The sequence below is a fragment of the Micromonospora sp. NPDC005553 genome (assembly GCF_042871765.1).
Lineage (GTDB): Bacteria > Actinomycetota > Actinomycetes > Mycobacteriales > Micromonosporaceae > Micromonospora.
In genome coordinates this window covers 123,583-149,701 of sequence record NZ_JBIAJD010000005.1, presented here as the reverse complement: position 1 = coordinate 149,701, position 26,119 = coordinate 123,583, and the positions used below count along the sequence as shown (strand labels likewise).

Here is a 26,119-nt window from a genome sequence, read left to right as displayed (position 1 = left end):
CCACGGGCCCGGGAGAAGGTTCCGGCGGCCGGCCAGAATCCGGGTCAGTCGAGGTTGAAGTCCACCACGACCGGCGCCCGGCGGACCCGCACGGGGGTCGCGGCGTCGAAGCCGGCTGCGTCGCGGTGCCACACCGGCGGGGCGTACGCACAGTCGCAGCGCAGCTTCACCCGCTGCCCGGGGAGCAGGCGCAGGGCGTAAGCGCTGCCCGCGTCCGCCACGCCGGCCAGGTCCCCGGTCGCCGCGTCGAACGCGATCACCTGGGCGTAGGTGGCCAGCTCATCGACCACTACCGCTCCACCCAGCGGTATGCCGGCGGGCAGCGCCTGGTTCAGGGTCGCCGTCTGGTGCGCGCGGACCCGCACCGGCCGTGCCTGCTGCCGGCTGCCCACCCCACCGGACCACACGGTCGCCAGCCCGTAGGCGGCGAACTGCACCGGCCAGTGGTACGGCCCGAGGCCGGTGATCGTGTAGCGGCCGTCCTCGTCGGTGGTCGGGCCGTGGTCGTCGTACTTGGGATGCGGCACGTACGGCACGACCATGACCAGGGCGCGGTTGACCGGTGCGCCGGTCGCCGCGTCGGTCACCACTCCGACGATGGTGCCCGGCGGGTCGAGCCGGACGGTCGGCGCGTCGGTCACCGCGCCGGCCCGGACCTGGACCACCTGTGCCCGCTCACGGTCGCCGGTGCCGCCGTGCCGGCCCACCCACTGCCAGCCGTGCGTCGTCGTGTCGTAGGGGCGCACCAGCAGTCGGTACCTTCCCGGGGCGACGTTCGTGCTCACCAGCACGCCCAGCTCGTCGGCGCAGTCTCCGTACCGGCCGAGTTGGTCCTCGCCGAGGGTGACCGCCGCCAACGCCGCGGCGTCCACCGGGACGAGCGCGGCGCAGGCCCTGGGGACCGGCGCGCCGGTCGCCGCGTCGCGCACGACGGTGCGGACGCCGCCGGGCGCGGGCGATTCGGGGGTACGCGCAGCGGCCGGCGCGGCGGCTTCGACGACGAGCAGGGCGACGGCGATGGTGGCGGTCAGGTGGCGCAGGAGTGTGCGGCTCACTGGCGTGGTCCGTCCGGTGTCGCGGCGACGGTGAGCAGACGGTAACGGTCAGTATTTGATCTATATCGGTCAATGTCGCGATGCTGACTCACGGGTACCGCATAGCGTCACGGGGACGGAACCACCGCCGCCCCCGCCAGCGGACCGGCGGCGACGCCCCACCGGAAGGAACGGGACATGAGTCGTGTCGACACTGTGCTCCTGCCGGAGCTGGACGGGCCGGTGCCGGCGACGCTGCCGAGCGCGCTCGGCCTGCTGAGCCTGGCCCTGGGAGTGGGCGCGCTCGTCGCGCCCGGACCCGTTGCGCGACTGACCGGGGTGGACGACTCCCCGGCCGCGCGGTCCGTGCTGGCGGCCGTCGGCCTGAGGGAGTTGGGCAGCGCCGCGGGCCTGCTCAGCGGCCGCCGCCCCGCCGGCTGGGCCTGGAGTCGGGTGGTCGGCGACGCCATGGACCTCACGCTGCTCGGGCGGGCCCTCGCCGACCGCGGCGGTGAACGCCGCCGCCGCGTCGCGCTGACCACCCTCGCCACCGCCGGCATCACCGCCGTCGACGCGCTCGCCGCCATCCGCATCGGCCAGGCGCGACGGGCCCGCGCGCGGGTGATCCGGATGGAGATCGCGGTGACGGTGAACCGGTCGCCCGCCGAGGCGTACCGGTTCTGGCGGGACATGGAGAACCTGCCCCGGTTCATGGCACACCTGGAGTCCGTCCGCGCCGACGACCTGCGCCGTTCGCACTGGATCGCCCGTGGTCCGGCCGGGCACCGCGTCGAGTGGGACGCCGAGATCATCGACGACCAGCCGAACAAGTCGATCACCTGGCGGTCGCTGCCAGGAACCCGGGTGCCCAACGCCGGCCGGGTCCGGTTCGTGCCCGCGCCCGGCGACCGGGGGACCGAGGTGCGGGTGGAGCTGCGCTACGCGCCACCGGCCGGCGCGCTCGGCCGAGCGGTGGCGAAGCTCTTCGGCGAGGAACCCGAGCAGCAGGTCCGCGACGACCTGCGCCGGTTCAAGCAGGTGCTGGAGACCGGCGAGGTCGTCCGCTCCGAGGGCAGCCCCAACGGCATCTCCGTACGCCAACAGGCCATGCAGCGACCCGCCCAGCCGCTGCCCGCGTCCCGCCGCTGACCGCCCGAGCTCTGTCGAAAGGGACCGCTGATGAAGGCCACCGCCTGGATGGGCACCGACAGCGTCAAGGTCATCGACGTACCCGACCCGAAGATCATGAACGCTCGGGACGCGATCGTCCGGATCAGCACCACCGCGATCTGCGGCTCCGACCTGCACCTGTACCACGGCTACATCCCCGCGATGCGCAAGGGCGACATCCTCGGCCACGAGTTCATGGGCGAGGTGGTGGAGGTGGGCCCCCAGGTCCGCAACCTCGCCCCCGGCGACCGGGTGGTGGTGCCCTTCCCGATCGCCTGCGGGCACTGCTCGTCCTGCCAGCGCGGCCTCTACTCGGTCTGCGAGAACTCCAACCCGAACGCCGGCATCGCCGAGAAGATCATGGGGCACTCGCCGGCCGGCATCTTCGGCTACTCGCACCTGCTCGGCGGCTACGCCGGTGGCCAGGCCGAGTACGCCCGGGTGCCGTTCGCCGACGTCGGCCCGGTCAAGGTGCCCGACGAGATCAGCGACGACCAGGCGGTCATGCTGGCCGACGTGTTCCCGACCGGCTACATGGGCGCCGAGATGTGCGACATCAAACCCGGGCAGGTCATCGCCGTCTGGGGCGCCGGGCCGGTCGGGCTGCTCGCCGCGGCCAGCGCCCGGCTGCTCGGCGCGGAGCGGGTGATCGTCATCGACCGGTTCCCGTACCGGCTGCGGCTGGCCGAGGAGCACATCGACGCCGAGACGATCAACTACGAGGAAGTCGACGTCCTGGACACCCTCAACGAGATGACCGCCGGCCGCGGCCCGGACGCGTGCATCGACGCGGTGGGCCTGGAGGGCCACCACGGCAACGCCGCCATGTACGCGTACGACCGGGCCAAGCAGGCCGCGCGCGTCGAGACGGAACGACCGTTCGCGCTCCGACAGGCGATCCTCGCCTGCCGCTCCGGCGGGGTGGTCTCGGTCGTCGGCGCGTACGGCGGTTTCGTCGACAAGTTCCCGATGGGCGCGTTCATGAACCGCTCGCTGATCATGCGGACCGGTCAGTGCCACGTCCAGCGCTACACCCGGCCGCTCCTGGAGCGCATCCAGCGCGGCGAGATCGACCCGAGCTTCATCGTCAGCCACCGGATGCCGCTGCGTGACGCACCGAAGGGCTACAAGATCTTCCAGAAGAAGCAGGACGACTGCACGAAGGTGCTGCTCAAGGTCTGACTGGGGCCAGGTCTACCGGCGGGGAGTTCTTCGCGCGCTGCCTTTGGAGCTGATGTCGTCAACGAATCAGCTCCAAAGGAGCCCCACCAGAGCCTCGGCTGTCAACGCCGGTCGCCCTGCGCGCGTTCGGCGCAGTACCCGGCCTCGGCTCTGCGTAAGCTAGCGTGTCGCCATGGAAAGTGGCGATATGTCGATGTCTGTCTCGGCCGATCTCACTGTCCGGCTACGGCCGGTTGCCGAGCCCGACCTGGCGATGTTCCGGCGCTTCCGCACCGAGCCGGGCCTGATCGGTCTGGACTGGGCCGGCTTCAGCGACGCCGGGGCGCCGGCACGGCGGTTCGCCGTCGACGGCTACCTCGGCGAGGACGACGGACGGCTCGTCGTGGAGGTCGAGCAGGAGCAGGCCGCCGCCGGCATCGTCAGCTACACCGCCAGGCGTTACGCCGGACGGGCGTCGTACTGGGATATCGGCATCGTCCTGCTGCCGCAGTGGCGGGGGAGAGGCATCGGCTGGCGCGCCCAGGCGTTGCTCTGCGACTACCTCTTCCACCACACCCCGGCCCAGCGCATCCAGGCCGGCACGCACCCGGAGAACGTCGCCGAGCAACGAGCGTTGGAGAAGGCCGGCTTCCAGCTCGAGGGCGTCGTGCGGGCCAGCGAGTTTCGGGCCGGCCAGTGGCGCGACGGTTATCTGTACAGCCGGTTGCGCAACGACCCGTCCCCCTGGGACCAGACGCCGCAGGTCTGAACCCTAGGCCTGGCGCGGACGAACCCCCGGCTCCACAGTCAGGGTCCCTGCCGCGGCGTCGATCGTGGCGTGCGAGCCCAGCGGAACGGTGAGCTGCCCGTTGCCGTGCCCCAGCCGTAGCCCGCCCAGGACCGGCACGCCAAGGTCGTACAGACGGTCCTTGAGCACCGCTGCCGCGTCCCACTCGCCCGGTTCGGCGACACTGTCGGTGATCTGGCCGATGACCACACCGGCGACCCTGCGCAGCACGCCGACCCGGCGCAGCTCGGTCAGCATGCTGTCGATGCTGTACGGAGCCTCGTCCACGTCCTCGAAGAAGAGGATCGCGCCGTCGAACTTCGGAGAGTCCTCCGCACCGAGCGAGGTGGAGATCAGCGTCAGGCAACCGCCGAGCAGCGGCCCCGATGCCCGCCCCGGCACCACAACGGAAGCGGCTGTCTCGGCCGGGTCCCGCGAGATGGTGACCGGTGCGGTCGTCATCACCGCCCTGCGGAGGGCCTCGGCCGACTCGGGGCCGGTGCGGGCGTCACTCCAGTTGACCATGGGACCGTAGAAGGTGACCAGGCCCGTCTCGCGCCAGAGCTTGCCGTGGATGCTGGTGATGTCGCTGAAGCCGACGACCACCCGAGGGTCGCGGCGCAGAACGGACACGTCGATCTGGTCGACGATCCGCTGCGTGCCGTAACCACCGCGCGCGGCGAACACGGCCCGGATGCCCGGGTTGGTGAGCGCGGCGTTCAGGTCGGCCAGCCGCTGCGCGTCGGTGCCGGCCAGATAGCCGTACTTGGTGAAGACGTGCCTGCCCAGCTCGACCTCCAGGCCCCAGCTCCGCAGGATCTCGATGCCGCGAGCCATGTTCGTGGGGTCGGGCGTGCTGCCGGGCGAGACCACCCGGACCCGGTCACCGGGTGCCAGCGCCGGTGCCCGCACGACGCGCTTCGCACCGACCGGCGCGGCCTGCGCGGACGCGGCCTCCGCCGAGCCGACGAGCACCGCGCCACCGGCCGCCGCCGCTCCCATCCGCAGCATGTGCCGACGGGACACGGGCACTCGCGCGGGCCCCTCGATCGTGGCTGGTTCCGTTTCAGAAGTGGCCACCTGCGTCCCCTCATCGTGATCAGACGATGTGTGCGAGCTGCCACAGCCTATGACAGCCGCCGATCCCTGTGGGGGTCCACAAGGGACAACGCACGATCAGGCGAGCTCGCGGTGCCCCTGCACCACCGGGCGGGTCTCCGACACGGCCCGGCCCTGGCTCAGCCGCAACCGGAGTGGCGTGACTGGCATGTTTTGTGAGGCTCAGCCTGCCGATGGCGGGGAGTCCGGATCCGCCCGTGACCCCGTTTGTCGCCGGGGAGCCTGGGAACTCGCCCCGTTCGTCAACAGGCACGCCTGACGGCATGCCGACGAGACCGAAGGAGCGGGGCATGGAGTACGAGCAGATGATCGCCACGGTACGACAGCGCGCGGGCCTCGGTGAGAACGAGGCCGTGCGGTCCATACAGGCCGTCCTGTCGGTGCTCGGTGAACGGCTCGCCGGACAGGAGGCGGACAACCTGGCGGCACAGCTACCGGAACGGCTCAACGGGTCCGTCACCCGCAACCCGCAGGGCCGCCGGTGGGACGTCGGCGAGTTCCTCAAGAACGTCGGGGATCGCGAGCAGGTCGCGAACGCGGACCAGGTGCGTCAACACGCCCAGGCGGTGCTGCGTACCGTCGCCGAGGCGCTGAACGACGACGAGCGACACGACCTGCTCGCCCAGCTTCCCGGCGGCATCATCGACCTCTTCGGTGTGCCCACCCCGCGAGGCTGAGCCCTGCGCCGATCGGGCCACCCGTCCGGTGTGGTCACGGGATCGGCCACTCGTGCACCGGCCGGTTGCTGTGCATCAGGTCGACGTAGTGTCTGACCACCTCGCGCAGCGCCTCCGGCCGGTCCAGGTGGTCGGTCGACTCCAACCGGTGCAGCGTCTCCACCTGCCAGGTCGCGCCGTTGCGGCCAGTCAGGCAGCGCTGCTCGATGACGCCGAGCAACCGGTCACGCTCGGCCGGGTCGAGGCCCCACCGGTCCAGACCGTGGTGCGCCATCGGCAGCAACCGGCGCAACACCAACTCGCTGACGGGCAGGTAACCGAGACCGGGCCAGAAGACCTGCGCGTCGATGCCGTGCCGGGCACAGCTGGTGAAGTTCTCCTCGGCGGCGCTGAACGACATCTGCGACCACAGTGGCCGGTCCGACTCGGCGAGGGCGCGCACCAACCCGAAGTAGAAGGCGCCGTTGGCGATGGTGTCCAGCACGGTCGGGCCGGCCGGCAGCACCCGATTTTCCACCCGCAGGTGCGGCCGTCCCCGCGACACGTCGTACACCGGGCGGTTCCACCGGTACACGGTGCCGTTGTGCAGGCGCAGCTCGGCCAGATTGGGCACCTCACCAGCCGCGAGGGCCTGCGCCGGGTCCTCCGGGTCGCAAACCGGCAGTAGCGCCGGGAAGTAGCGCACGTTCTCCTCGAACAGGTCGAACACGCTGGTGATCCAGCGTTCACCGAACCAGACCCGGGGGCGTACCCCCTGGGCTTTGATCTCCTCCGACCGGGTGTCGGTGGCCTGCTGGAACAGCGGGATGCGGGTCTCGCGCCACAGCTCCCGGCCGAAGAACAGCGGCGAGTTCGCGCCGACCGCGACCTGGATGCCGGCCACCGCCTGGGCGGCGTTCCAGTAGTCGGCGAACTGGGCCGGGCTGACCTGGAGATGGAACTGGGTGCTGGTGCAGGCCGCCTCCGGGGTGATCGTGTCGGCGGTGACCGCCAACCGTTCCACCCCGCTGATGGCGATCGGCAGATCCTCACCGCGAGCCGCGAAGATCTGTTCGTTGAGCAACTTGTAGCGGGGGTTGGCCGACAGCGTCTCGGCGGTCAGGTGCTCGGGGCGCAGCGTCGGCAGAATGCCGATCATGACCATGTGCGCGCCGATCGCCCGGGCCTTCACCTCGGCGGCGTTGAGGCTGGCCCGCACGTACTCCTCGAAGTCGGCGGTGCCGGTGCCGGTCAGCCGGCGCGGCGGCACGTTGATCTCGACGTTGAACTGGCCCAGCTCGGTCTGGAAGCTCTCATCGGCGATGGCCGCCAGCACGTCGGCGTTGCGCATCGTCGGATTCGACGTCTCGTCGACCAGGTTCAGCTCGATCTCCACACCGGTCATCGGCCGGTCGAGGTCGAAGCGCGACTCGCGCAGCATCTCGGCGAAGACATCCAGGCAGCGGCGGACCTTGTCGCGGTATCGGGCTCGGTCCTCTCGACTGAAGGTTCGTACGCCGACGTCCTCGCCCATGGTCACCACCCTGTCACCGCTGGTCCCCCTAACCTCGCACGTTGTCGGCGGGCGGGGGAAGACCCGAGGACCCTTTCCTACCCAACTGCCAGCCCGGTTAGCCCAGCCAGAGCGGACCGATAGCATTGCGCCCCGAGAGGTGGTGGCGTGCGGATGCGCGAGAAGGTGACCCGGCTGTTCGTCGCGGCGGCGATCGCCGAGGCCTGCTCCTGGCTGGCCCTGCTGGTCGGCATGCTGGTCAAGTACGGTCCGCCGGACAACGAGCTGGGCGTCAAGATCTTCGGTCCGATCCACGGCGGCCTGTTCGTCGCGTACGTCCTGCTGGTGCTGGCAGTGGCCCGGCTGCACCGGTGGAGCCTGCTGGCCACGGCGGTGGCCCTGGCCAGCGCGGTGCCGCCGTTCGCCACCCTGGTCTTCGAGCGCTGGGCCCGCCGCCGGGGCATGCTCGGCGTCGACCGGCAACCGGCCCGCGAGCCCGCCCCGGTCGGCTGAGCCGCCGAACCGCCCGCACACCCCGCTGAACCGACCCGCCGACCCGCCGATCCGCTGACCCGCCGACCCGCCGACCCGCCGGGGGCCGGTCAGGTCAGCGCGGAGCAGGCCGCTATGCCGGCCAGCAGCAGCGTGCCCAGGAACGCCTGCAACAGCAGTGGCGGCCCGAGATGCGACCAGAGCGTCGCCGTACGCGGGGTCAGCAACTGCCCGGTGGTGAGGTTGACGATCCGCTCGATCCGGGGCGGCAACTCCGGGTCGCGTTGTGGGCGCAGGGTGAGCTGCACCTGGTCGGCCGGGTGCAGGGCGCTCTGCGGCAGGTGCCCGTGCAGCTCCACCTCGCAGAGCTGGCCGGCGGCGTTGCGTAGCCGCACCGGCGTGACCAGGTATTCCGGGCCCTGCTTCAGCTCCTTCCAGCGACGGCGGGTGCCACCACCGCCGAACGAGAAGAGCGAGCGCAGCAGCAGCGCGGGCAGCCGGGCGAACGCCGCCGCGGCGAGCACCGCCACCAGCACCGGCTGACCGACGCGTACCTCACGGGTGTAGCCGTCGAGCAGGCGGATCAGCCGCCCGGTGACGATTCGTTCCGTCGGGTGCACGATCCGTCGCGTGTCGAGTCCGCTGTCCATTTCCACCACCGAGAGTCCGCATGTGTTCACAGATCGTATCGACGTCCTGGGTTGAACGACGTGAATGAAACCTGGTCACGGGCTCACGGCCGCGAGGTGACATCCCCCGCGACCCGGGTAAGCGGGGGGCCGAGCTGGAAAGGGGTCGAGCATGCAGCTGTCCTTCCTGCGCCCGCTCTACGACCGTCCCGGGCCGTGGTGCTCGGTGTATCTGGACGCCTCCGCGGACACGGAGGACGCCAAACCCGCACTGGATCTGCGCTGGCGTGCCCTGGAACGCAGCCTGGCCGAACAGGGGGCGGACGAGGCGAACATCGCCGCGCTGGACCGGGTGGTCCGAGGTCACGATCCGATGGTCGGGGACTACGGGCTGGCGGTCTTCGCCAGTCACGGCCAGGTGGTGCTCTCCGAGTACCTGTCCGCGCCGCCACTGCGGGACCTGGCCCACGTCGGCCCGTTGCCACACGTGATGCCGCTGCTCGCGCAACGCGGCGAGCAGGTGGCCTGGGTACGTGTGGTCGCCGACCGGCTCGGCGCCGACGCGATGGCGGTCAGCGCCGGCGGGGTACCCCGCCGAGCGCACGTCGCCGGCCGGGACGAGTATCCGCTGCGACGGGCGAAGCCCGGCGGCTGGTCCCAGTCGCGCTACCAGCGGGCGGCCATGGAGGCGTGGCACCAGAACGCCGGCGACGTCACCGCGGCGACCGTGCAGCTGGCCGACCGGGTCGGCGCGGACGTGGTGGTGGTCGCCGGTGACGTCCGGGCCACCGGGATGATCGCCGCCCAGATGCCGGAACGCTGGCAGGACCTGGTGGTCCGCACCGATGCCGGTTCGCGGGCCGGCGGCGCCGACCAGACGATGCTGGACGACCTCACTGTGCAGACCATCGCGGAGATCGCCGACCAGCGGATCAGCGCCGCGCTGGACAAGTTCGGCGTGCAGGAGGACGTGGGCGGCGGGCTCGACGCGGTCGTCTCGGCCCTGCAACGCAACCAGGTCGACATGATGATCATCGTGGACGACCCGTCGGCCAACGGTGAGTTGTGGATCGGCGCGGAACCCACCGAGATCGCCGTCGACCCGGGGCAGCTGGCCGCCATGTCGGTGGCCGACCCGCAGCGGGTACGCGCCGACGCGGCGCTGGTCCGGGCGCTCGTCGGCACCGACGCGGCACTGACAGTGCTCGGCGCCGACGAGGCGCCCGACCTCACCGACGGCGTCGGCGCGGTACTGCGCTACGTCGACCCCGGCACACCGGGGCGCGGCAATGGTTGACCGAACGGTTGCGGACGTCGTGGTGGAGCGGCTGCTGGCCTGGCGGGTACCCCGCGCCTTCGGGTACCCGGGCGAGGCGATCGCTCCACTGGTCAACGCGCTGGACCGCACCGGCGGCGAGCCGGCGTTCATCCCGGCCCGGCACGAGGAGACCGCCTCGTTCATGGCCACCGGGCACGCCAAGTTCACCGGCGGCATCGGGGTCTGCCTCGCCACTCAGGGCCCCAGCGCCGTCCAGCTGCTCAACGGCCTCTACGACGCCAAGCTGGACAGCAAACCGGTGGTGGCCATCGTCGGGGAGGACATCTCCGGGCCGCTCGGCGGCGCGCACCAGGAGATCGGGCTGAGCCGGCTCTTCGGTGACGTGTGCAACCAGTTCGTCCGGTACGGCCGCAGCCCCGACGAGGTGGGGGCGCTGCTGGACCAGGCGTTCCGGACGGCGGCGGCGACCCGCAGCCCGACGTGCGTGGTGCTGCCCCGACAGTTGCAGGAGGCGCTGGTACCCGACCTCCAGTCGTACAGCGCCGGGGTGATCACGGCGACCCCTGGCGAGCCGCTGGCCCGGGTCCTGCCGCACGAGGCGGACCTGGACGCCGCCGCGCAGCTGCTCGGCGGCGGCCAGCGGACCGCGATCCTGGTGGGCCAGGGCGGTCGGGACGCCGCCGCCGAGATCATCGAGATCGCCGACCGACTGGGCGCCGGGGTGGCCACCTCGCTGCTCGGCAAGCCGGTGCTCGACGAGCGGTTGCCGTTCCACACCGGGGTGCTCGGCGAGGTCGGCACCCCGGCGGCGGCCGAGCTGATGGGTGGTTGCGACACGCTGCTGATGGTCGGCACCAACGACCCGTGGACCGACTACTTCCCGATGCCCGAGCAGGCGCGTACGGTGCAGATCGACATCGACGGCCGCCGGATCGGCACCCGGTACCCGGCCGACGTTCCGCTGGTCGGCGATGCCGCCGAGACGCTGCGGGCGCTGCTGAGCCGGTTGCGCGGCCGCTCCGAACAGCGGTGGCGCGCCACAGTGGAAAGTTCGGTGGACCGCTGGCGGGAGGTCGCGGCCGAGCGGGCCGCCGCCGCCGCGAACCCGGTCAATCCGCAGCTCGTCCTGCAGGAGCTGTCCGCCCGGATGCCCGGCACCGGCGCGGTCGCCGTCGACATCGGCTCGGTCCTCTACTGGTACGCCCGCCACCTCACCCTGCCACCGGGGGTCAACGCGCAGCTGTGCGGAACCCTCGGCTCGATGGGCTGCGCGCTGCCGTACGCGGTGGCGGCCAAGCTCGCCGCGCCCGACCAACCGGTGGTCGCGCTGGTGGGTGACGGGGCGATGCAGCTCAACGGGCTCGCCGAACTGATCACCGTCTCGCACCTGTGGCAGCAGTGGCGCGACCCGCGACTGGTCGTGCTGGTGCTCAACAACCGGGACCAGAACGGCATGGGTGGCGGGCGACAACCGTCGTCCGACCCCACCCACCGCCGCCCCGACGTGCCGTACGCCGGGTGGGCCCGGCTGCTGGGGCTGCACGGGGTGCGGGTGGACCGCCCGGAGCTGGTCGGCGCGGCCTGGGACGAGGCCCTCGCCGCGGACCGTCCCTGCGTACTGGAGGCGGTCGTCGACCCGGCGGTGTCGCTGGCACCGCCGGAGCCCGCCTTCGCCGACCTGCGCGGCCTGTATGCCGAGGGCGCTCCGGCCCGGAAGGTCCGTGAGCAGGTCGAGGTCACCGCGAGCGCCGAGGATCTCGTTTAGCCACCCCGGACCAGGGCATGAGTAGCGGCCCGATGACGCTGGAGGTCCCATGTCCGAGCCCGCCGACCGCCGCTACGGTCCCGCGACAGTGCCGAGGGCACGCGGCCCGCTCTCCGCAGCGGTAGTGGAGGCTCTGCGGCGCCCGCCGCACGACCTGCCGGCCGATCTCGGCGTCGACCTCCACCCGGCGGACCCCATCACTGACGAGGATCTGCAGCTGACGCTGTTCGTCTGCTATGAGCTGCACTACCGGGGCTGGCTCGGGGTGGACGAGTCGTGGGAGTGGCAGCCGACGCTGCTGGCGCTGCGTGGCCGCTGCGAACGGGTCTTCGAGGCGGCGCTGCGTCGGCTGGTCGGCACGCCGTCGGTGCCCGCCGCCGGTGTGGCGGCCGGCCTGGCCGAGGTGGTCGCTGCCGACGACGGTCCAGCGTTGGCCGCGACGCTGCAACGCCGCGCCGACCTCACCCAGTTCCGCGAGTTCGTCGCTCACCGCTCTGTCTACCACCTGCGGGAGGCGGACCCGCACAGCTGGGCGCTGCCCCGCCTCGGTGGCCCGGCCAAGGCCGCGCTCGTGGAGATCCAGACCGACGAGTACGGCAACGGGCGGCTGGACCGGATGCACGCCGAGCTGTTCCGGAGCACCCTCGACCGACTGGGCCTGGACACGGCCTACGGCGCGCACATCGACGTGGCACCGGCGGTGACGTTGGCGACCAACAACCTGATGTCGCTGTTCGGGCTGCACCGGCGGATGCGCGGCGCGCTGCTCGGGCACCTGGCCGCGTTCGAGATGACCTCCTCGCTGCCCAACCGTCGTTACGGCAACGGGTTGCGCCGGCTCGGCTTCGACGAGGTGGCCACCCGCTTCTACGACGAGCACGTCGAGGCCGACGCGGTGCACGAGCAGATCGCCGCGCACGACATGTGCGGCGGACTGGTCCGCGTCGAGCCGGCCCTCGCCCGCGACGTGCTGTTCGGCGCGGCGGCCGGGCTCGCTGTGGACCGGCTGTTCGCCGGGCACCTGCTGGACAGCTGGGCCGCCGGCCGCAGCTCGCTGCGGACACCGGCCCCGCCGGCCGTGCCGCCCACGGTCTTGCTCGTCGCGTCGCCCGAGGTGGCCCCGCCCGCGTTCGTCTGATCCGAGGGGCTTGTCGCCGGGTGGGGGGGCTTGTCACCGGGTTGGGGCGTGCCGCCCCGGGTGGGGGGGGCGTGCCGCCCCGGGTGGGGGGCGTGCCGCCCCGGGTGGGGGCGTGCCGCCCCGGGTGGGACCTGCCGCCGGGTGGGGACGTGCCGCCCCGGGTCCGCCCTTTGCTCTGCACCCGCCCATGCGCCGCACACGGTCCGTAACTGGCGCATGGGCGGGTGCAGAGCAAAGGGGGACGTGCCTCTGGTGCGGCCCTCCGCGCCCTCTCGCTGGGTGACGCGGGGATGTGGTGTCAGCCCTCGCGGGTGGTGCCGGCGCGGAAGTTGATCGCCTTGTGGGTGCCGTCGCAGAACGGCTTGAGCGCCGACTTGCCGCACCGGCACAACGCCACAGTGCCCCGCCGTGCGTCGATGCGCTCACCGTTCGGGGTGACCAACGCGAAGTCGCCGCGGACCAGCAGCGGTCCGTCCTCGTACGGGGTGATCGTGGCGGCGGCTGGCTCGCTGGTGTCGTCGGTGCGCATGGCCCCGGAAGTGCCCGTCCTGGCCCTGGCGAAACCCGAGCCGCCGAACGCCGGTGATGACCGGGGCACCCCGCCGACCAGCGGAATGTGCCGCCGGGTGGGTGATGCCCCGTTTGAACCCCATCGGGACGGGAAGCCGGGCCGCGTGGTGAGCGAACGAGGCAAGGTGGGGCCGGTGCACAAGGTGCACAAGGGGCTCACGGCTGATGGCGCCGGTCTCGCCGGCGACCGGGTCGTGGCCGCGGGCAGCTCCGCCCGGGTGCTGGTCGCCGCCACGGCCCGGGCACTGCGCGGGGTCGACTGCGCCGACCTCGGGCACACCGGGCCGACGTCGCGGTTCCCCGGCGCCCCCGAACCGGTACGCCGTGCCGCGGTCACCCGCGCCGCCGGCCGGGTCGCGCTCACCGTGGCCCAGATCGACGAGGTGGACGCCGCGAGGGTGGCCCGCTGGTTTGTCGACCAGTACCCCCGCCGCCGTTACCCGGGGGTGCTCATCGGCTCTCCGCACGGGGCTGCCGCGCACCTCGCGGTGGCCCTCGGGGTGCCGTGGCTGCCGGCGGGCTTCGAGATGACCGTGCACTGGTCCAACGGCGCGGTGGACCGCCCTGCGGACGCCGCGGAGCATGGCGCGGCACTCTCCGCCCGGTTGCTCGTCGGCAACGCCGACCTGCACCTGCGCCAGGTGCACTGCCCGGCCAGCCGTGGCGCGCTGACCGGGGCGACCGTGTCGCTGACCGCCACGTGGAGGGCCCTACCGGCCGCGTACGCGCGGTTCCTGGCCGACCGGCTGGTGCCGGGTGCCCCCGTGCTGCTGGTCCGCGACGCACGCACCTGGCCGGTGCTGGAGCGCGGACCGGGGCACAGCTTCCAAATCGGCTGCCCGGGCAGTGGGCTGGACCCGGTGGACTTCCACCCGGACAGCCACGCGTTGCGGCAGGTGCTGCGCTCCGTCGGCGGGGACGCGACCCGATGGGAGCCGCCGGAGGTGTCCGTGCCGTCGGCGTACGCCGAGCACGGCGTCGACTCGGGCTTCGAGCTGGCCGCGCGGGACTGGTCCACCCGGCACCAGCATCCGCTGCACCGGGTGTTGGTGCCCCGGCCGGCGGCACTGAGCGCGGGCGTGGCCGACCTGTACCGGCGGTGGCTGCGGCGCGCCGGCAAGACCGGTGACCGGTTGGTGGTGGAGTGCGGTCGACTGCTCGACCCGTGGCAGGTGGTGCGGGCGGGGCTGGTGCCGTACTGGTGTGAGAACGCCACCCGCCGCAGCGTCGACGAGGCCGAGTGGTGGCTGGCCGGCAGCGAGCCCTTCAGCTCGGTGGACGTGTTGCCCGAGCCGCCCGGGGTGCGCTCACCCGCGCTGGCCGGGCTGCCGCAGTGGCTGGCCGTCGCCGGGTTCGGCCGGCGGCGTCGGGCGCTGGACCGCACCACCGCCCGCGGGTACCCGGTCACCTCGGTGCCCACCCGCCGGGCCACCGAGGTGCTGCGCGCCCAGCCGTACGACCTGCCGGCGCCGCCCCCGCTGGGGGTCGCCGAGGCGCTGGCCGTGCTCCGCGACAGCGGCGGCCACCAGGGGTTGTTGGTCTCCTGAGACGGAGGACGCCGAAACTTCCTCGCGAACCCGGGGTCCCGTGATTGAGTACCTACGGAGCGGGAACATCGCTGGCTGCGATGGCCTGATTGCGCTGCGTAGAGGTGTTGTCGCCCGCTGGCATCCCAGTCACTGACCCACTTTCCGGCCCGGTGCGTGGCTCGACCACGCGCACGACCGGTTTCCCGATCCGGGCGGGGGACCTTCCTGAGGGAGGCGCGGATGTTCGGACAGACGAGCACGACCACGACCACGACCCCACCACCGCCCAACGATCGGGGTCTGGAGGACCTCGACGCGGCGGCGATGGCGTACGCGGCCCGGATCGCCGGGCTGCCGCCGGAGCGGCGGGGGGAGGCCCGGGACGACCTGGTGCGCTTCGCGCTGCCGTTCGCCGGCCGGCTGGCCCGCCGGTACCGGGGGCGGGGGGAGCCGCTGGAGGACCTGGAGCAGGTGGCCCGGCTGGGCCTGGTCAACGCCGTCGACCGCTATGACCCCGAACGGGGCTCCTTCACCGCGTACGCCGCGATCACCATCGTGGGCGAGATCAAACGGCACTTCCGGGACCGTACCTGGGGCGTGCACGTGCCCCGCCGGCTGCGGGACCTGATCCTCGAGGTGGGGCAGGCCACCGCCGCGCTCACCAGCGAACTGTCCCGGGCCCCGTCCGTGGCCGAGCTGTCGGCCCGGTTGGAGACACCGGAGGAGGAAATCCTCGCCGCCCTGGAATCGGCGGCCGGATACAGCCCGGCCTCGCTGAACGCCCCGGTGGGCGGGGAGAGCTCCGCCGAGTTCGGAGACCTGGTCGGCGAGTCCGACAACGCGTTGGAGTCGGTCGACGACCGGGTGACGGTCAGTGGTCTGCTGCACCGACTGCCCTGGCGTGAGCGACGGATCCTCGCGATGCGCTTCTACGGCAACCAGACCCAGGCCGAGATCGCCGCCCGGTTCGGCATCTCGCAGATGCACGTGTCCCGGTTGCTGTCACGGGCGCTCACCTGGCTGCGTCAGGCGATGCTCGCCGACGCGCCGCCGCCATGGCAGAACGGCGCCGCCGAACCCGACCCGGGCAAGACCCGGATCTCGGTCAAGCAGAACGGCGACTCGGTGGTGGTCGAGGTCGGCGGCGAGATCGACCGCGACGGCGCGGACCAGCTGCGCCGGGCCATGCTGGAGGCGGTCACCGGCCAGCCCAGCGAGGTGGTCGTCGACCTCGTCGGCGCGGGTGGCTTCGACGCCGGCGGGATCGCCGCGCTGATGGCCGGTCGGGACGCGGCGGAGCGGACCGGGGTGCCGCTGCGGCTGACCCGGGTCCAGCCCGCGGTACGCCGTTCGCTCACCGCCGCCGGCCTGGCGCCGGCCCGGGACTGACGCACACGAACAGGCGAAGGGCCGACACCCCGCCGGGGGTGTCGGCCCTTTCGCGCGTACCCCTGGTCAGCGCTCTTCGGTGTTGCCGTCGCTGTGCGGGTGGCGCCAGCGCTCGTGCGGCTTCGGCGCGTCCTCGGCGTCCTGCGGCGGGTCGGACTGCTCGAAGCTCGGCCGGCGGACGCCCTCGGGCTCCGGCACGTCCACCGGCCGGGCCCCGGAGCGCGGCGCGGGCTGGTAGTCGACAGCGTCGCGCGCGCCGTGCGCGCCCTCGGCGGCCGGCGACTCCGGGGTGTGGTGCTCCAGCCGGAACTCCTCGGCGAACTGCTGCGGCGGCTTGGTGGTGCGCTGCGGCAGGTCGCGCCCCAGATCGGCGACGAGCGGGCCGTACTTCAGGTCGAAGGCGGGGCGCTCGGAGCGGATCCGGGGCATCCGGTCGAAGTTGCGCAGCGGCGGCGGGCAACTCGTGGCCCACTCGAGGGAGTTGCCGAAGCCCCACGGGTCGTCCACCGTCACCATCGCCCCGTACCGCCAGGACTTCCAGGCGTTGTAGATGAAGAACAGGGTGGACAGGCCGAGGATGAACGAGAAGATCGTGGAGATGGTGTTCAGGGTGGTGAAGCCGTCGGTGGGCAGATAGTCGGCGTACCGGCGCGGCATGCCCTCGGCGCCCAGCCAGTGGTGCACCAGGAAGGTGCCGTGGAAGCCGATGAACATGGTCCAGAAGTGCGCCTTGCCGAGCCGCTCGTCGAGCAGCCGCCCGGTCATCTTCGGCCACCAGAAGTAGTAGCCGCCGAACAGGGCGAAGACCACGGTGCCGAACACCACGTAGTGGAAGTGCGCCACCACGAAGTAGCTGTCGTGGGTGTGCCAGTCGACCGGCGGGCTGGCCAGCAGGACTCCGGTGAGGCCACCGAGCAGGAAGGTGACCAGAAAGCCGATGGCGAACAGCATCGGCGTCTCGAAGGTGAGCTGACCCTTCCACATGGTGCCGATCCAGTTGAAGAACTTCACACCGGTGGGCACCGCGATCAGGTAGCTCAGGATGCTGAAGAACGGCAGCAGCACCTGGCCGGTGGCGAACATGTGGTGCGCCCAGACCGTCATGGACAGCACGGTGATGGCGATGGTGGCCAGCACGATCCCGGTGTAGCCGAAGAGCGGCTTGCGGGAGAAGACCGGGATGATCTCGGTGATGATGCCGAAGAACGGCAACGCGATGATGTAGACCTCGGGGTGGCCGAAGAACCAGAACAGGTGCTGCCAGAGCATGGGGCCGCCGGTGGCCGCGTCGTACACGTGCGCGTTGAGCAACCGGTCGGCCGAGAGCGCCAGCAGCGCGGCAGCCAGCAGCGGGAAGACGAGGATCACCAGCACGCTGGTGAACAGCATGTTCCAGGTGAAGATCGGCATTCGGAACATGGTCATGCCGGGGGCGCGCAGGGTCAGGATCGTGGTGATCAGGTTGACCGCGCCGAGGATGGTGCCGAGCCCGGAGACGACCAGGCCGAGCACCCACATGTTCGCGCCCACCCCGGGGCTGTTCTCGACACTGCTCAGTGGGGTGTACGCGGTCCAGCCGAAGTCCGCCGACCCCTGCGGGGTGAGGAACCCGCCGACCACCATCAGCCCGCCGAAGAGGTAGAGCCAGTAGGCGAGTGCGTTGAGGCGGGGGAACGACACGTCCGGCGCGCCGATCTGGATCGGCACGATGTAGTTGGCGAACCCGAACGCCGCGGGCGTGGCGAAGAGCAGCAGCATCACCGCGCCGTGCGAGGTGAAGAGCTGGTTGTACTGCTCCGGGGACAGGATCTGCATCCCCGGGCGGGCCAGTTCGGCCCGCATCACCATCGCCTCCAGGCCGGCCAACAGGAAGAAGCCGAAGGAGGTCAGCAGATACAGCAGGCCGATCTGCTTGTGGTCGGTCGTGGCCAGGAACTTGATCAACGAGCTGCCGGGAACCGGTGCGCGTACCGGTCCCGGGAAGCCCCCGAAGCGGGCCGGTGCCAGGATCGCCGGGCCCCGATCTCGACCGGGTTCTGTGGTTACCCGCTTGGGCATGGCTGCTCACCCCGTCGTGACGGCAGAAAGGACGGGCGTGCTCTACCCACCCTCACACCATGTAACCAGCCAATGACGGTAATTTCGGGCAGATCGCCAGGACCGCTGCAAGCACCTCGAACGCTCAGGTTGCCGGCAGCATCGCCCAGACGGCCTTGCCCTGACCGGCCGGCACGCTGCCCCACCGCTGGGTCAGCTCCCGGACCAGCATCAACCCTCGCCCACCCTCGGCGTGCAGGTCCGTCCCACCCGCACGGGCCTCGGCGCTGCTGCCGTCCACCACGGCCAGGTGCAGGTACGGCCGGCGCAGGGTCACCGTCACCTGCATCGGCGTGCCGGCGTGGCGCACCACGTTGCCGACCAGCTCGCTGAGCACCAGCGCGGCCGGGCCGGACGCGTCGGGCAGATTCCACCGCGCGCACGCGTCGGTGACCAGCTCCCGGGCCCGCCGGCAGGCACCGGCCACCGGCTCCAGCCGGGCCCGCATCCGCAACGTGGACGTCGTGCCGGCCAACCGGGTCGCCTCCGCGCAGTCCGCGGAGACCGGAAGCACCCGGCAGGCGGTCGACTCGGCCAGCCATCGGGCGGCGATCGGCGACGGGGAGCAGAGCAGCACCGGCACCGCTGGCCACTCCTCGGCCCGGCGGGCTGTCGCGGCGAACACCGACAACGCCAACCGGTCCTCCACGCGCACCCCGGCCATGTCGACCACCAGCGCCTCCGGCTGGTCGACCAACGCGTCGCTGAGCGCCCGGTGCACCGAGCGCATCGTGCCCAGGTGCAGGGGGCCGGTGAGCCGGACGACCGCCACCGGTGCGGTGGTACGCACCTCGCAGGTGATCCCGCTCGACATCGGCGCCTCAATTCGCTGCTCACTGGGTCGGGATCTGCCAACTACCCGAGGCCGCTCCCAATCAAACCGGACCGACAGCGGGGCGAGGCAGGTCACGTCGCCGCAACCCCAGGTCAGCGACGAGGCCGGCCGGTCAGGACGCCCAGGGCGATCATGCCGACGCCGAGCCCCAGATGCAGCCAGCCGTCGGCGTCGTTGACCGGCAGCACGTTCGCCCCGGTGTCGTGGTCCACCGCCAGCCCGTAGAGCCAGAGCACCAGATAGACCGCGCCGCCGCCGATCAGGAACGCCCGAGCACCGGTGACCGTCCGGGCCAGCAGCAGACCCACCACCCCGTACGCCAGGTGCACCAGGTTGTGCAGCACCGACACCTGGAAGACGCCGAACAGGTACGCGCCCGAGTCGTGGCCGGCGAAGCGCAGCGCGTCCATGCCGGTGGTGATCCCCGGCACGAAACCGAGCACACCGACCAGCAGGAACAGCACGCCCACCGTCGCCGCGGCGCGACGGACCGGCGGTTTGCCGTCGGCCGGGTTGGGTCGGGCCCGGGAGTGCGCCATCGGTCCGACCATTCCCGGCTCCTCGTCGCGCGGCGGGCATGAGCGCTGCCGGCTACCCGCCGGTGCGGCCGGCAAACCGGCTGGCGCCGCCCCCGGTCAGGCCGGCAGCAACCTCGGGGCGCTCGCCGACTGCCGGACCCGCTCGTACAGCTCGACGTAACGCTGCGCCATCACCGCAGGCGTGAAGCGCTGCGCGGCCACCCGCCGGCACTCGTCGGGGTCGAGGAACTCGGCGGCGAGGACGAGGTCACCCAACTCCTCCTCGTCGGTGGTGAGCAGCCCGGTACGGCCGTGCTCGATCAGCTCCGGCAGGCAACCCCGGGAGGTGGCCACCACCGGCGTGCCCAGGGCGAGCGACTCGACGACAGCAGTGCCGCCCGGCTCCTCCCATCGCAGCGGGAACAGCGACGCGCGGGCGCTGGCGAGCAGGTCGTCGCGCTCCTGGCCGGCCACGGTGCCGACCCAGCGGACCAGGTCACCGTCGACGTGCGGTGCCACCTCGTCGAGGAAGAACCGCACGTCCGGGTTCTGCCGGGCCTCGTCGCCGGCAGCGGCCAGGTCGGCTGGCCGGTGGTACGGGCCGACGGGGCCGGCCAGCACCAGCGGAATACCGACCCGGTGCGCGAGGCGGGCACCCACGTCCTGCCCCTTGCCCGGGTTGATCCGGCCCAGGATGAGCAGGTGCTCGCCCTTGTCCGGTCGGGGCCGCCGGTCGGCGTCGACGGCGAGCGGCGTGGACAGGTGCACGTGCCCCACCGAGTGCTCTCGCAGCGCCAGCGGGGCGCGGGCCAGCTGCGACGCGGAGACGCCGTTGACCCGGACCCGGTCGCCGCCGTCCAGGTTGCCGTAGAGCGCCGGGTGCTTGGCCAGGTCCCAGTGCAGCGTGTGCAGGGTCGGCGGCCCGGACGGCCCCATCGCGGCGAGGGTGGCCAGCCCGACCGCCTCGACGTGATCGTGCACCAGGTCGATGTCGTCGCGGGAGTGCAGCTCGCGGACCACCCCGGCCAGGTGCGCCTGGGCGATTCCGCAGACCTGGTTGTACGGCCGCTGCAACGCGGCGAACTGGCCGTCGGCGAAGACCGAGATCTGCTCGTCCACCGGCAGGGTGCTGCTGCCCACCGAGGCGAGCACCACCCGTACGCCCAGTCGCCGCAGCTCCGGCACCAACGTGGCGATGACGTTCTCGATGCCGCCGTAACCGGGCGGTGGCACCGACAGCCACGGCCCGGCGTTCATCAGCACGGTGAGGCTCCTGGCGCTCACGCGGCGGCCACCCGGCGGCGGGGCACCCGGTGGCGCAGTTCGGCCAACGGCGGGCGTTCCTCGATGGACACGTCGCTGACCACGATCTCGCGGTCCAGGTTCGGCAGGGTGTCGGAACCACCGCGACGGAACTGGGTCAGCAACGACTCCGGCGCGAACCCGGGGGTCGCCCAGCCGCGCCGTTGCAGCCGGGTCCAGGCCGTCAGCATGATCTGCGCGGACATCCGGCCCAGGGCGGCGGTGTCCTGGTGGCGGTGCTTGCGCTCACCGAGGTCGACCTGCGCGAGCGCGTCCAGGCCGACCAGGTCGAGCAGGTCGATCATCATGGCCGTCTCCACCCCGTACCCGGAGACGAACGGCACCTGGGCCAGCACGTCCCGGCGGCCCGCGTACTCGCCGGCGAGCGGCTGCACGAAGCCGGCCAGCTCGGGCCAGAAGAGATTCAGCAGCGGTCGGGCCATCAACTCGGTCACCCGGCCCCCGCCGTCCTGCTCCACGCTGGCGGTGCCCACCAGAGGGCGGTGGTAGAAGCCCTTCACGAAGTCGACAGACGGGTCGGTCAACAGCGGCCCGAGCAGCCCGCTCACGAAGTGCGGCCGGAACTCCCGCAGGTCGGCGTCGATGAACGCCACCACGTCTCCCTCGGCGGCGGCCAGCCCTGCCCAGAGCGCGTCGCCCTTGCCGGTCAGCCGGGGCAACCCCCGGGTCATCGCGTCCTGGCTGACCACCTCCGCGCCGGCGGCACGGGCCACCTGCGCGGTCCGGTCCGTCGAGCGGGAATCCACCACGATCAGCTCGTCGACCAGTGCGACCCGATCCATCAGGTGCTCCCGGATCGTCGACACGATCGCGCCGACGGTGGCCTCCTCGTTGCGCGCCGGCAGCACCACGCTGACCCGGGTCTCACCCTTGGCGCGCATCAGCCGACGGGTCGGCCAGTCGGCCGCCGCCGTCGTCCGGTACGTAGCCCACGCCTCGACCACAGGCGACACAGTCGATGTCATATCCCGCACGGGCACCCCCTCCGTTCGTGCGTGGAAAAACCGAATTTGGTTCTTCCCATTCCTCATCACCCGCTAACCGCATTCTCGGCAACAGCTTGATCACAGAGGTGACGACAATTCGTTCCCGGGCGATGAACGTTTGATTGCGCACAGCTCAGGGGACTGCTCCCATCGCAGATGAAAAGTCTTCGAAGGGTTGTGGGGATGCGGAACTGTCGGGTGGGGCTGGTCGGTGCCGGCGGCGTGGCACAGCGTCATGCGCGGGTGCTGGCCGGGTTCGACGACGTCGAGTTGGTCGGGGTCACCGACGTGGCGCCGGAGGCGGCGTCCGCGCTGGCCGCTGAGCACGGCGGGCGGGCCTTCGCCGACGTCGCCGCGCTGCTGGCGACCGGTCTGGACGCCGTGTACGTCTGCGTGCCACCGTTCGCGCACGGTCCCGCCGAGGAGGCGGTCATCGAGGCCGGGGTGCCGATGTTCGTGGAGAAGCCCGTCGCGGTGGACCTGAGCACCGCCGAGCGGATCGCCGACCTGGTCGCGCGGCGGGGGCTGCGCACCGCCGTCGGCCACCACTGGCGCTACCTGAGCGTGCTCGACCAGGCCCGCGACCTGCTCGCCGACCGTCCGGTGCGAATGGTCAGCGGCGCCTGGCTGGACAAGGTGCCCCCGGTGGCGTGGTGGTCGCGGCGGGACCGCTCCGGCGGGCCGGTGGTCGAGCAGGCCGCCCACGTGCTCGACCTGATCCGCGTGCTGGCTGGCGAGGTCACCGAGGTCACCGCGTACGGCAACGGCACCCCACCGCCGGTCGACGGCGCCGACATCGACTCGGTGACCACCGCCGCGCTGCGCTTCGCCGACGGCGCGGTCGGCACGCTCAGCGCCGCCTGCGTCCTCGGCTGGAAGCACCGTGCCGGCCTGGAGATCCTCGCCGACGGGCTGGCCCTCGCGATCACCGAGGAGGGGCTGTCGATCCGCGACGCCGACGGCGAACGACACGTTCCCGCCGACCCGGAAGCCGCCCGGGTGGCGGTGGACCGTGCCTTCGTCGACGCCGTCCGTGGCATCGGCGACGACGTGCGCGTGCCGTACGCCGAGGCCCTCGCCACCCAGCGCCTGGCCCTCGCGGTCGCCGACTCGGCCCGTACCGGCACCACGGTGCGGCTCGCCACCGCGACCGCGCCGGCAGTGCTCACCACCGGGGTGTCAGTCGATGCGTGACAAGGTCGTGGTGGTCACCGGCCCCGGCCGGGTCGACCTGGTCGAGCAGGACGCCGCCCCGCTGCGCCCCGGCACGTTCCGGGTCGAGACGCTGTTCAGCGGTGTCTCCGCCGGCACCGAGCTGAGCTACGTCAAGGGCACGAACCCCTACCTGAACGTCACCTGGAACCCCGACCTGGGCCTGTTCCAGCCGGGCGCGGCCAGCACCCCCTACCCGGTGACCCGACTCGGCTACATGCAGGTCGGCCGGGTGGTGGAGAGCGAGACGCCGGCCGTCGCGGTGGGCACGGTCGGCGCGATGACGTACGGGCACCGCACCGGCTGGCTGGCCGACCCGGTCGCCGAACGGTTCGTGGCGCTGCCCGACGACCTGGACCCTCTGCTCGGCGTCTACGTCGCGCACATGGGCCCGATCTGCGCCAACGGTCTGCTGCACGCCGCCGCCGACCTGCACGGCACCGACGTCCGCGCGCTCGGCGACGGGGTACGCGGCCGGCGGGTCGCCGTCGTCGGCTCCGGTGTCGTGGCGCTGCTGACGGCCTTGTTCGCCCGACGCAACGGCGCCGCGTCGGTGGTGGTGCTCGACCCCACCCCGCACCGCCGCCAGGTCGCCGAGGCGCTCGGTCTGGAAACCCTCGACCCCGACGCGGACGACCCGGCGGTGGTGCTCAAGACCCGTTGGGCGCACACCGCCGGCGACCGGGGTGCCGATGTGGTGTTCCAGTGCCGGGGGCAGGCGTGGGCGCTGCACCTCGCCCTGCGGCTGCTGCGGCCCCAGGGCACCGTCATCGACCTCGCCTTCTACCAGGGCGGCGCGGACGCGGTCCGCCTCGGTGAGGAGTTCCACCACAACGGGCTGTCGCTGCGCTGCGCCCAGATCGGCCGGGTGCCTCGCGGGCTCGCGCCCACCTGGGACCGCGAACGGCTCTCCGCCGAGACCGTTGACCTGCTCCGGACGTACGGCGACGCGATCCGTAAGCATCTCGTCTCGGCGGTGGTGCCGTTCGACGAGGCGCCCGCCCTCCTCACCGACCTGGCCGAGCGTCGTCGCCAGGAGCTTCAGGTGGTGGTCGCCACCTGAGCAGCCTTCGCCGCGTGCCGGGGGCGGCTACCGTTCGCGACATGAGCACCGTGCAGGAACGGCCGGTTCCCGGCGACACCTCGACCGACCGGCCGGCCGACGGCAGCCCCGTGGGCCGGTCGGTCGGCCTGGCCGCGTTGCTGCCGTACCTGCGGGAGCACCGCGGCACCCTGGTGGTGGTGGGCGCGCTGTCGCTGATCGGCTCGGCGGCGTCGCTGGCGCAGCCGCTGCTCACCCGGTCGGTGCTCGAGCGGATCGGCGCCGAGCAGGGCGTGTCCCGGCTGGTGGCGGTGCTGGTGGCCCTCGTGGTGCTCGGCGCGGCGATCGGCGGGCTGCGGGACTACCTGCTGCAACGCACCGCCGAAGGAGTGGTGCTGGGCACCCGGCGCCGGCTCGCCGGCCACCTGCTGCGGCTGCCCATCGCCGAGTACGACCGCCGCCGCACTGGCGACCTGCTCTCCCGGGTCGGCTCGGACACCACACTGCTGCGCGCCGTCGTCACCTCCGGGCTGTTCGAGACGGTCACCGGGGCGGTGACGGTGGTCGGCGCCGGCACGGCAATGGTGCTGCTCGACCCGCTGCTGTTCGGCGTCACCCTGCTCGGGGTGGCGCTGGGGCTGATCTTCGCCGCGACCTTCGCCCGCCGGGTCCGGGCGCTTGCCCGGCTCGCCCAGGAGCGGATCGGCGAGATGACCTCGGCGGTGGAGCGGGCCATCTCGGCGGCCCGGACCATCCGGGCCAGCCGCGCCGAGACCCGGGAGACGCAGACCGTCACCGGCAGCGCGCGCGAGGCGTACGCGGCGGGGCTGCGGGTGGCCCGGGTGCAGGCTGTGGTCGGCCCGATCGGCTCGGTCACCGTGCAGGGCGCGTTCCTGCTGGTGCTCGGCATCGGCGGGGCGCGGGTCGCGGCCGGGGCGATCTCGGTCGGTGACCTGGTCGCGTTCGTCATGTACCTGTTCCTGCTGGCGCTGCCGTTGGGTCAGGTGCTGCGGGCGTACACCCAGTTGCAGTCCGGCCTGGGCGCTCTCCAGCGGATCGAGGAGATCCTTGCCGTCCCCGCGGAGGGCGCGGACGACCGGCCGGCGCCCGGCAGCGCGACGGCGACCCCGCGCCGCCCGACCCCGATGATCGAGTTCGACCGGGTCGGCTTCGGCTACCCGGGCGGCGAGCCGGTGCTGCACGAGGTCAGCTTCGCCGTCGCCGCCGGCACCCGGACCGCCCTGGTCGGTCCGTCCGGCGCCGGCAAGTCCACACTGCTGGCCCTGGTCGAGCGCTTCTACGAGGTGAGCGCCGGCGCGGTCCGCCTCGACGGCACCGACGTACGGGACCTGCCCCGCGATGCGCTGCGGGCCCGACTCGGCTACGTCGAGCAGGAGGCTCCGGTGCTGGCCGGCACGCTGCGGGAGAACCTTCTGATCACCACACCGGACGCCAGCGACGACCGGTTGCGCATCGTCCTGGACGAGGTCAACCTGGGCCACCTGACGCAGCGCACCCCGCTCGGCCTCGACGTGCAGGTGGGCGAGGGCGGAGTGCTGCTCTCCGGAGGTGAGCGGCAGCGGCTGGCCATCGCCCGCGCGCTGCTCGCCGGCCCGCCGGTGCTGCTGCTCGACGAGCCGACCAGCAACCTCGACTCCCGCAACGAGGTCGCGCTGCGCCGCGCCATCGACGCCGTGGCCGTCCGCCGGACCCTGTTGATCGTGGCGCACCGGCTCGCCACCGTGGTCGACGCCGACCAGATCGTCGTCCTCGACGGCGGCCGGGTCGTGGCAGTGGGCACCCACGCCGAACTGACCGCCACCGACCCGCTGTACCGGGAACTCGCCAGTCACCAACTGCTGGTCGGGTGACCGA

23 protein-coding genes are annotated in these 26,119 nt (G+C 72.4%); 13 read left to right on the top strand and 10 right to left on the bottom strand.

Annotated elements, in window-relative coordinates:
• Positions 1-44: 44 nt before the first annotated feature.
• On the bottom strand, positions 45-1,055 hold the full coding sequence (locus ACFYPG_RS21450) for a carboxypeptidase regulatory-like domain-containing protein (RefSeq protein ID WP_387353592.1): 1,011 nt from the start codon (positions 1,053-1,055) through the stop codon (positions 45-47).
• A gap of 177 nt (positions 1,056-1,232) precedes the next feature.
• Between ACFYPG_RS21450 and ACFYPG_RS21445 the strand changes: the two genes are divergently transcribed.
• The 3 genes from ACFYPG_RS21445 (at position 1,233) to ACFYPG_RS21435 (ending at position 4,134) form a co-directional block, all read left to right on the top strand.
• The gene (locus ACFYPG_RS21445; RefSeq protein ID WP_387353591.1) at positions 1,233-2,183 is read left to right on the top strand and encodes an SRPBCC family protein; all 951 of its coding nucleotides are present in this window, start codon (positions 1,233-1,235) and stop codon (positions 2,181-2,183) included.
• A 30-nt stretch (positions 2,184-2,213) separates the two neighbouring features.
• Positions 2,214-3,386 (top strand): zinc-dependent alcohol dehydrogenase, encoded by a 1,173-nt coding sequence (locus tag ACFYPG_RS21440; protein ID WP_145787991.1) that lies wholly within the window; start codon positions 2,214-2,216, stop codon positions 3,384-3,386.
• Between the two features lie 172 nt (positions 3,387-3,558).
• Positions 3,559-4,134 carry a GNAT family N-acetyltransferase gene (locus ACFYPG_RS21435; protein ID WP_387353589.1) on the top strand — a complete coding sequence of 192 codons (576 nt, stop codon included), beginning with the start codon at positions 3,559-3,561 and terminating at the stop codon, positions 4,132-4,134.
• 3 nt (positions 4,135-4,137) lie between these two features.
• Here ACFYPG_RS21435 and ACFYPG_RS21430 read toward each other — a convergent pair whose 3' ends face one another.
• Positions 4,138-5,163, bottom strand: coding sequence for an LD-carboxypeptidase (locus ACFYPG_RS21430; RefSeq protein ID WP_387353587.1), 1,026 nt, complete (start codon positions 5,161-5,163; stop codon positions 4,138-4,140).
• Positions 5,164-5,561: 398 nt separating this feature from the next.
• Here ACFYPG_RS21430 and ACFYPG_RS21425 point away from each other — a divergent pair, with 398 nt between their 5' ends.
• A complete protein-coding gene (locus ACFYPG_RS21425; RefSeq protein WP_350863431.1) occupies positions 5,562-5,948 on the top strand; it encodes a DUF2267 domain-containing protein in 387 nt (128 codons plus the stop codon).
• Positions 5,949-5,982: 34 nt separating this feature from the next.
• Here the strand turns inward: ACFYPG_RS21425 and ACFYPG_RS21420 are convergent, their stop codons facing one another.
• Positions 5,983-7,461 (bottom strand): glutamate--cysteine ligase, encoded by a 1,479-nt coding sequence (locus ACFYPG_RS21420; RefSeq protein ID WP_355007863.1) that lies wholly within the window; start codon positions 7,459-7,461, stop codon positions 5,983-5,985.
• A 153-nt stretch (positions 7,462-7,614) separates the two neighbouring features.
• On the opposite strand from ACFYPG_RS21420, the gene ACFYPG_RS21415 reads away from it, so the two are divergent.
• Positions 7,615-7,953 carry a DUF3817 domain-containing protein gene (locus ACFYPG_RS21415; protein ID WP_355008027.1) on the top strand — a complete coding sequence of 113 codons (339 nt, stop codon included), beginning with the start codon at positions 7,615-7,617 and terminating at the stop codon, positions 7,951-7,953.
• Positions 7,954-8,042: 89 nt separating this feature from the next.
• On the opposite strand, the gene ACFYPG_RS21410 is transcribed toward ACFYPG_RS21415, so the two are convergent.
• Entirely contained in the window at positions 8,043-8,591 is a 549-nt protein-coding gene (locus ACFYPG_RS21410; RefSeq protein ID WP_355007864.1) for a hypothetical protein, read from the bottom strand.
• 142 nt (positions 8,592-8,733) lie between these two features.
• Here ACFYPG_RS21410 and ACFYPG_RS21405 point away from each other — a divergent pair, with 142 nt between their 5' ends.
• The 3 genes from ACFYPG_RS21405 to ACFYPG_RS21395 are packed head-to-tail and all read left to right on the top strand — an operon-like array spanning position 8,734 to position 12,743.
• Entirely contained in the window at positions 8,734-9,858 is a 1,125-nt protein-coding gene (locus tag ACFYPG_RS21405) for a Vms1/Ankzf1 family peptidyl-tRNA hydrolase (RefSeq protein WP_355007865.1), read from the top strand.
• Positions 9,851-11,605: a thiamine pyrophosphate-binding protein gene (locus ACFYPG_RS21400; protein WP_387353584.1), complete on the top strand. Its 1,755-nt coding sequence runs from the start codon at positions 9,851-9,853 to the stop codon at positions 11,603-11,605. The genes ACFYPG_RS21405 and ACFYPG_RS21400 overlap by 8 nt, the downstream gene beginning before the upstream one ends.
• Positions 11,606-11,654: 49 nt before the next feature.
• Positions 11,655-12,743 carry an iron-containing redox enzyme family protein gene (locus tag ACFYPG_RS21395; protein ID WP_387353582.1) on the top strand — a complete coding sequence of 363 codons (1,089 nt, stop codon included), beginning with the start codon at positions 11,655-11,657 and terminating at the stop codon, positions 12,741-12,743.
• A gap of 298 nt (positions 12,744-13,041) precedes the next feature.
• Here the strand turns inward: ACFYPG_RS21395 and ACFYPG_RS21390 are convergent, their stop codons facing one another.
• Complete coding sequence (locus ACFYPG_RS21390; protein ID WP_355007868.1) at positions 13,042-13,272, bottom strand: CDGSH iron-sulfur domain-containing protein; 231 nt, start codon at positions 13,270-13,272, stop codon at positions 13,042-13,044.
• Positions 13,273-13,417: 145 nt separating this feature from the next.
• On the opposite strand from ACFYPG_RS21390, the gene ACFYPG_RS21385 reads away from it, so the two are divergent.
• Positions 13,418-14,860, top strand: a complete 1,443-nt coding sequence (locus ACFYPG_RS21385; RefSeq protein WP_355007869.1) for a hypothetical protein — start codon at positions 13,418-13,420, stop codon at positions 14,858-14,860.
• Positions 14,861-15,082: 222 nt separating this feature from the next.
• A complete protein-coding gene (locus ACFYPG_RS21380; protein WP_091408326.1) occupies positions 15,083-16,231 on the top strand; it encodes a SigB/SigF/SigG family RNA polymerase sigma factor in 1,149 nt (382 codons plus the stop codon).
• A 66-nt stretch (positions 16,232-16,297) separates the two neighbouring features.
• Here the strand turns inward: ACFYPG_RS21380 and ctaD are convergent, their stop codons facing one another.
• From ctaD to ACFYPG_RS21355, 5 genes are all read right to left on the bottom strand, one after another.
• Entirely contained in the window at positions 16,298-18,289 is a 1,992-nt protein-coding gene (gene ctaD / locus ACFYPG_RS21375; RefSeq protein WP_387353579.1) for a cytochrome c oxidase subunit I, read from the bottom strand.
• A 124-nt stretch (positions 18,290-18,413) separates the two neighbouring features.
• Positions 18,414-19,142, bottom strand: a complete 729-nt coding sequence (locus ACFYPG_RS21370; protein WP_387353577.1) for an ATP-binding protein — start codon at positions 19,140-19,142, stop codon at positions 18,414-18,416.
• A gap of 113 nt (positions 19,143-19,255) precedes the next feature.
• On the bottom strand, positions 19,256-19,714 hold the full coding sequence (locus ACFYPG_RS21365; RefSeq protein WP_328654569.1) for a DUF4383 domain-containing protein: 459 nt from the start codon (positions 19,712-19,714) through the stop codon (positions 19,256-19,258).
• Positions 19,715-19,798: 84 nt separating this feature from the next.
• Positions 19,799-20,938, bottom strand: coding sequence for a glycosyltransferase (locus ACFYPG_RS21360; RefSeq protein WP_387353933.1), 1,140 nt, complete (start codon positions 20,936-20,938; stop codon positions 19,799-19,801).
• A gap of 23 nt (positions 20,939-20,961) precedes the next feature.
• Positions 20,962-21,969 carry a glucosyl-3-phosphoglycerate synthase gene (locus ACFYPG_RS21355; RefSeq protein WP_387353932.1) on the bottom strand — a complete coding sequence of 336 codons (1,008 nt, stop codon included), beginning with the start codon at positions 21,967-21,969 and terminating at the stop codon, positions 20,962-20,964.
• A gap of 204 nt (positions 21,970-22,173) precedes the next feature.
• Here ACFYPG_RS21355 and ACFYPG_RS21350 point away from each other — a divergent pair, with 204 nt between their 5' ends.
• From ACFYPG_RS21350 to ACFYPG_RS21340, 3 genes are read left to right on the top strand one after another with little or no spacing between them, the layout of a single operon-like run.
• Positions 22,174-23,184 (top strand): Gfo/Idh/MocA family protein, encoded by a 1,011-nt coding sequence (locus ACFYPG_RS21350; RefSeq protein WP_387353574.1) that lies wholly within the window; start codon positions 22,174-22,176, stop codon positions 23,182-23,184.
• Positions 23,177-24,265 (top strand): zinc-binding alcohol dehydrogenase, encoded by a 1,089-nt coding sequence (locus ACFYPG_RS21345; protein WP_387353572.1) that lies wholly within the window; start codon positions 23,177-23,179, stop codon positions 24,263-24,265. The genes ACFYPG_RS21350 and ACFYPG_RS21345 overlap by 8 nt, the downstream gene beginning before the upstream one ends.
• Positions 24,266-24,306: 41 nt before the next feature.
• Positions 24,307-26,115, top strand: coding sequence for an ABC transporter ATP-binding protein (locus tag ACFYPG_RS21340; protein WP_387353570.1), 1,809 nt, complete (start codon positions 24,307-24,309; stop codon positions 26,113-26,115).
• The last annotated feature ends 4 nt before the right edge of the window (positions 26,116-26,119 follow it).

Bases quoted from the DNA above. Each gene is read 5' to 3' on its own strand.
- ACFYPG_RS21355 (WP_387353932.1), bottom strand. From the start codon at position 21,969: ATGACATCGACTGTGTCGCCTGTGGTCGAGGCGTGGGCTACGTACCGG.
- ACFYPG_RS21445 (WP_387353591.1), top strand. From the start codon at position 1,233: ATGAGTCGTGTCGACACTGTGCTCCTGCCGGAGCTGGACGGGCCGGTG.
- ACFYPG_RS21440 (WP_145787991.1), top strand. From the start codon at position 2,214: ATGAAGGCCACCGCCTGGATGGGCACCGACAGCGTCAAGGTCATCGAC.
- ACFYPG_RS21370 (WP_387353577.1), bottom strand. From the start codon at position 19,142: ATGTCGAGCGGGATCACCTGCGAGGTGCGTACCACCGCACCGGTGGCG.
- ACFYPG_RS21420 (WP_355007863.1), bottom strand. From the start codon at position 7,461: ATGGGCGAGGACGTCGGCGTACGAACCTTCAGTCGAGAGGACCGAGCC.
- ACFYPG_RS21350 (WP_387353574.1), top strand. From the start codon at position 22,174: ATGCGGAACTGTCGGGTGGGGCTGGTCGGTGCCGGCGGCGTGGCACAG.
- ACFYPG_RS21400 (WP_387353584.1), top strand. From the start codon at position 9,851: ATGGTTGACCGAACGGTTGCGGACGTCGTGGTGGAGCGGCTGCTGGCC.
- ACFYPG_RS21345 (WP_387353572.1), top strand. From the start codon at position 23,177: ATGCGTGACAAGGTCGTGGTGGTCACCGGCCCCGGCCGGGTCGACCTG.
- ACFYPG_RS21340 (WP_387353570.1), top strand. From the start codon at position 24,307: ATGAGCACCGTGCAGGAACGGCCGGTTCCCGGCGACACCTCGACCGAC.
- ACFYPG_RS21360 (WP_387353933.1), bottom strand. From the start codon at position 20,938: ATGAACGCCGGGCCGTGGCTGTCGGTGCCACCGCCCGGTTACGGCGGC.
- ACFYPG_RS21365 (WP_328654569.1), bottom strand. From the start codon at position 19,714: ATGGTCGGACCGATGGCGCACTCCCGGGCCCGACCCAACCCGGCCGAC.
- ACFYPG_RS21435 (WP_387353589.1), top strand. From the start codon at position 3,559: ATGGAAAGTGGCGATATGTCGATGTCTGTCTCGGCCGATCTCACTGTC.
- ACFYPG_RS21395 (WP_387353582.1), top strand. From the start codon at position 11,655: ATGTCCGAGCCCGCCGACCGCCGCTACGGTCCCGCGACAGTGCCGAGG.
- ACFYPG_RS21415 (WP_355008027.1), top strand. From the start codon at position 7,615: ATGCGCGAGAAGGTGACCCGGCTGTTCGTCGCGGCGGCGATCGCCGAG.
- ACFYPG_RS21390 (WP_355007868.1), bottom strand. From the start codon at position 13,272: ATGCGCACCGACGACACCAGCGAGCCAGCCGCCGCCACGATCACCCCG.
- ACFYPG_RS21425 (WP_350863431.1), top strand. From the start codon at position 5,562: ATGGAGTACGAGCAGATGATCGCCACGGTACGACAGCGCGCGGGCCTC.
- ACFYPG_RS21405 (WP_355007865.1), top strand. From the start codon at position 8,734: ATGCAGCTGTCCTTCCTGCGCCCGCTCTACGACCGTCCCGGGCCGTGG.
- ACFYPG_RS21430 (WP_387353587.1), bottom strand. From the start codon at position 5,163: ATGCTGCGGATGGGAGCGGCGGCGGCCGGTGGCGCGGTGCTCGTCGGC.
- ctaD (WP_387353579.1), bottom strand. From the start codon at position 18,289: ATGCCCAAGCGGGTAACCACAGAACCCGGTCGAGATCGGGGCCCGGCG.
- ACFYPG_RS21380 (WP_091408326.1), top strand. From the start codon at position 15,083: ATGTTCGGACAGACGAGCACGACCACGACCACGACCCCACCACCGCCC.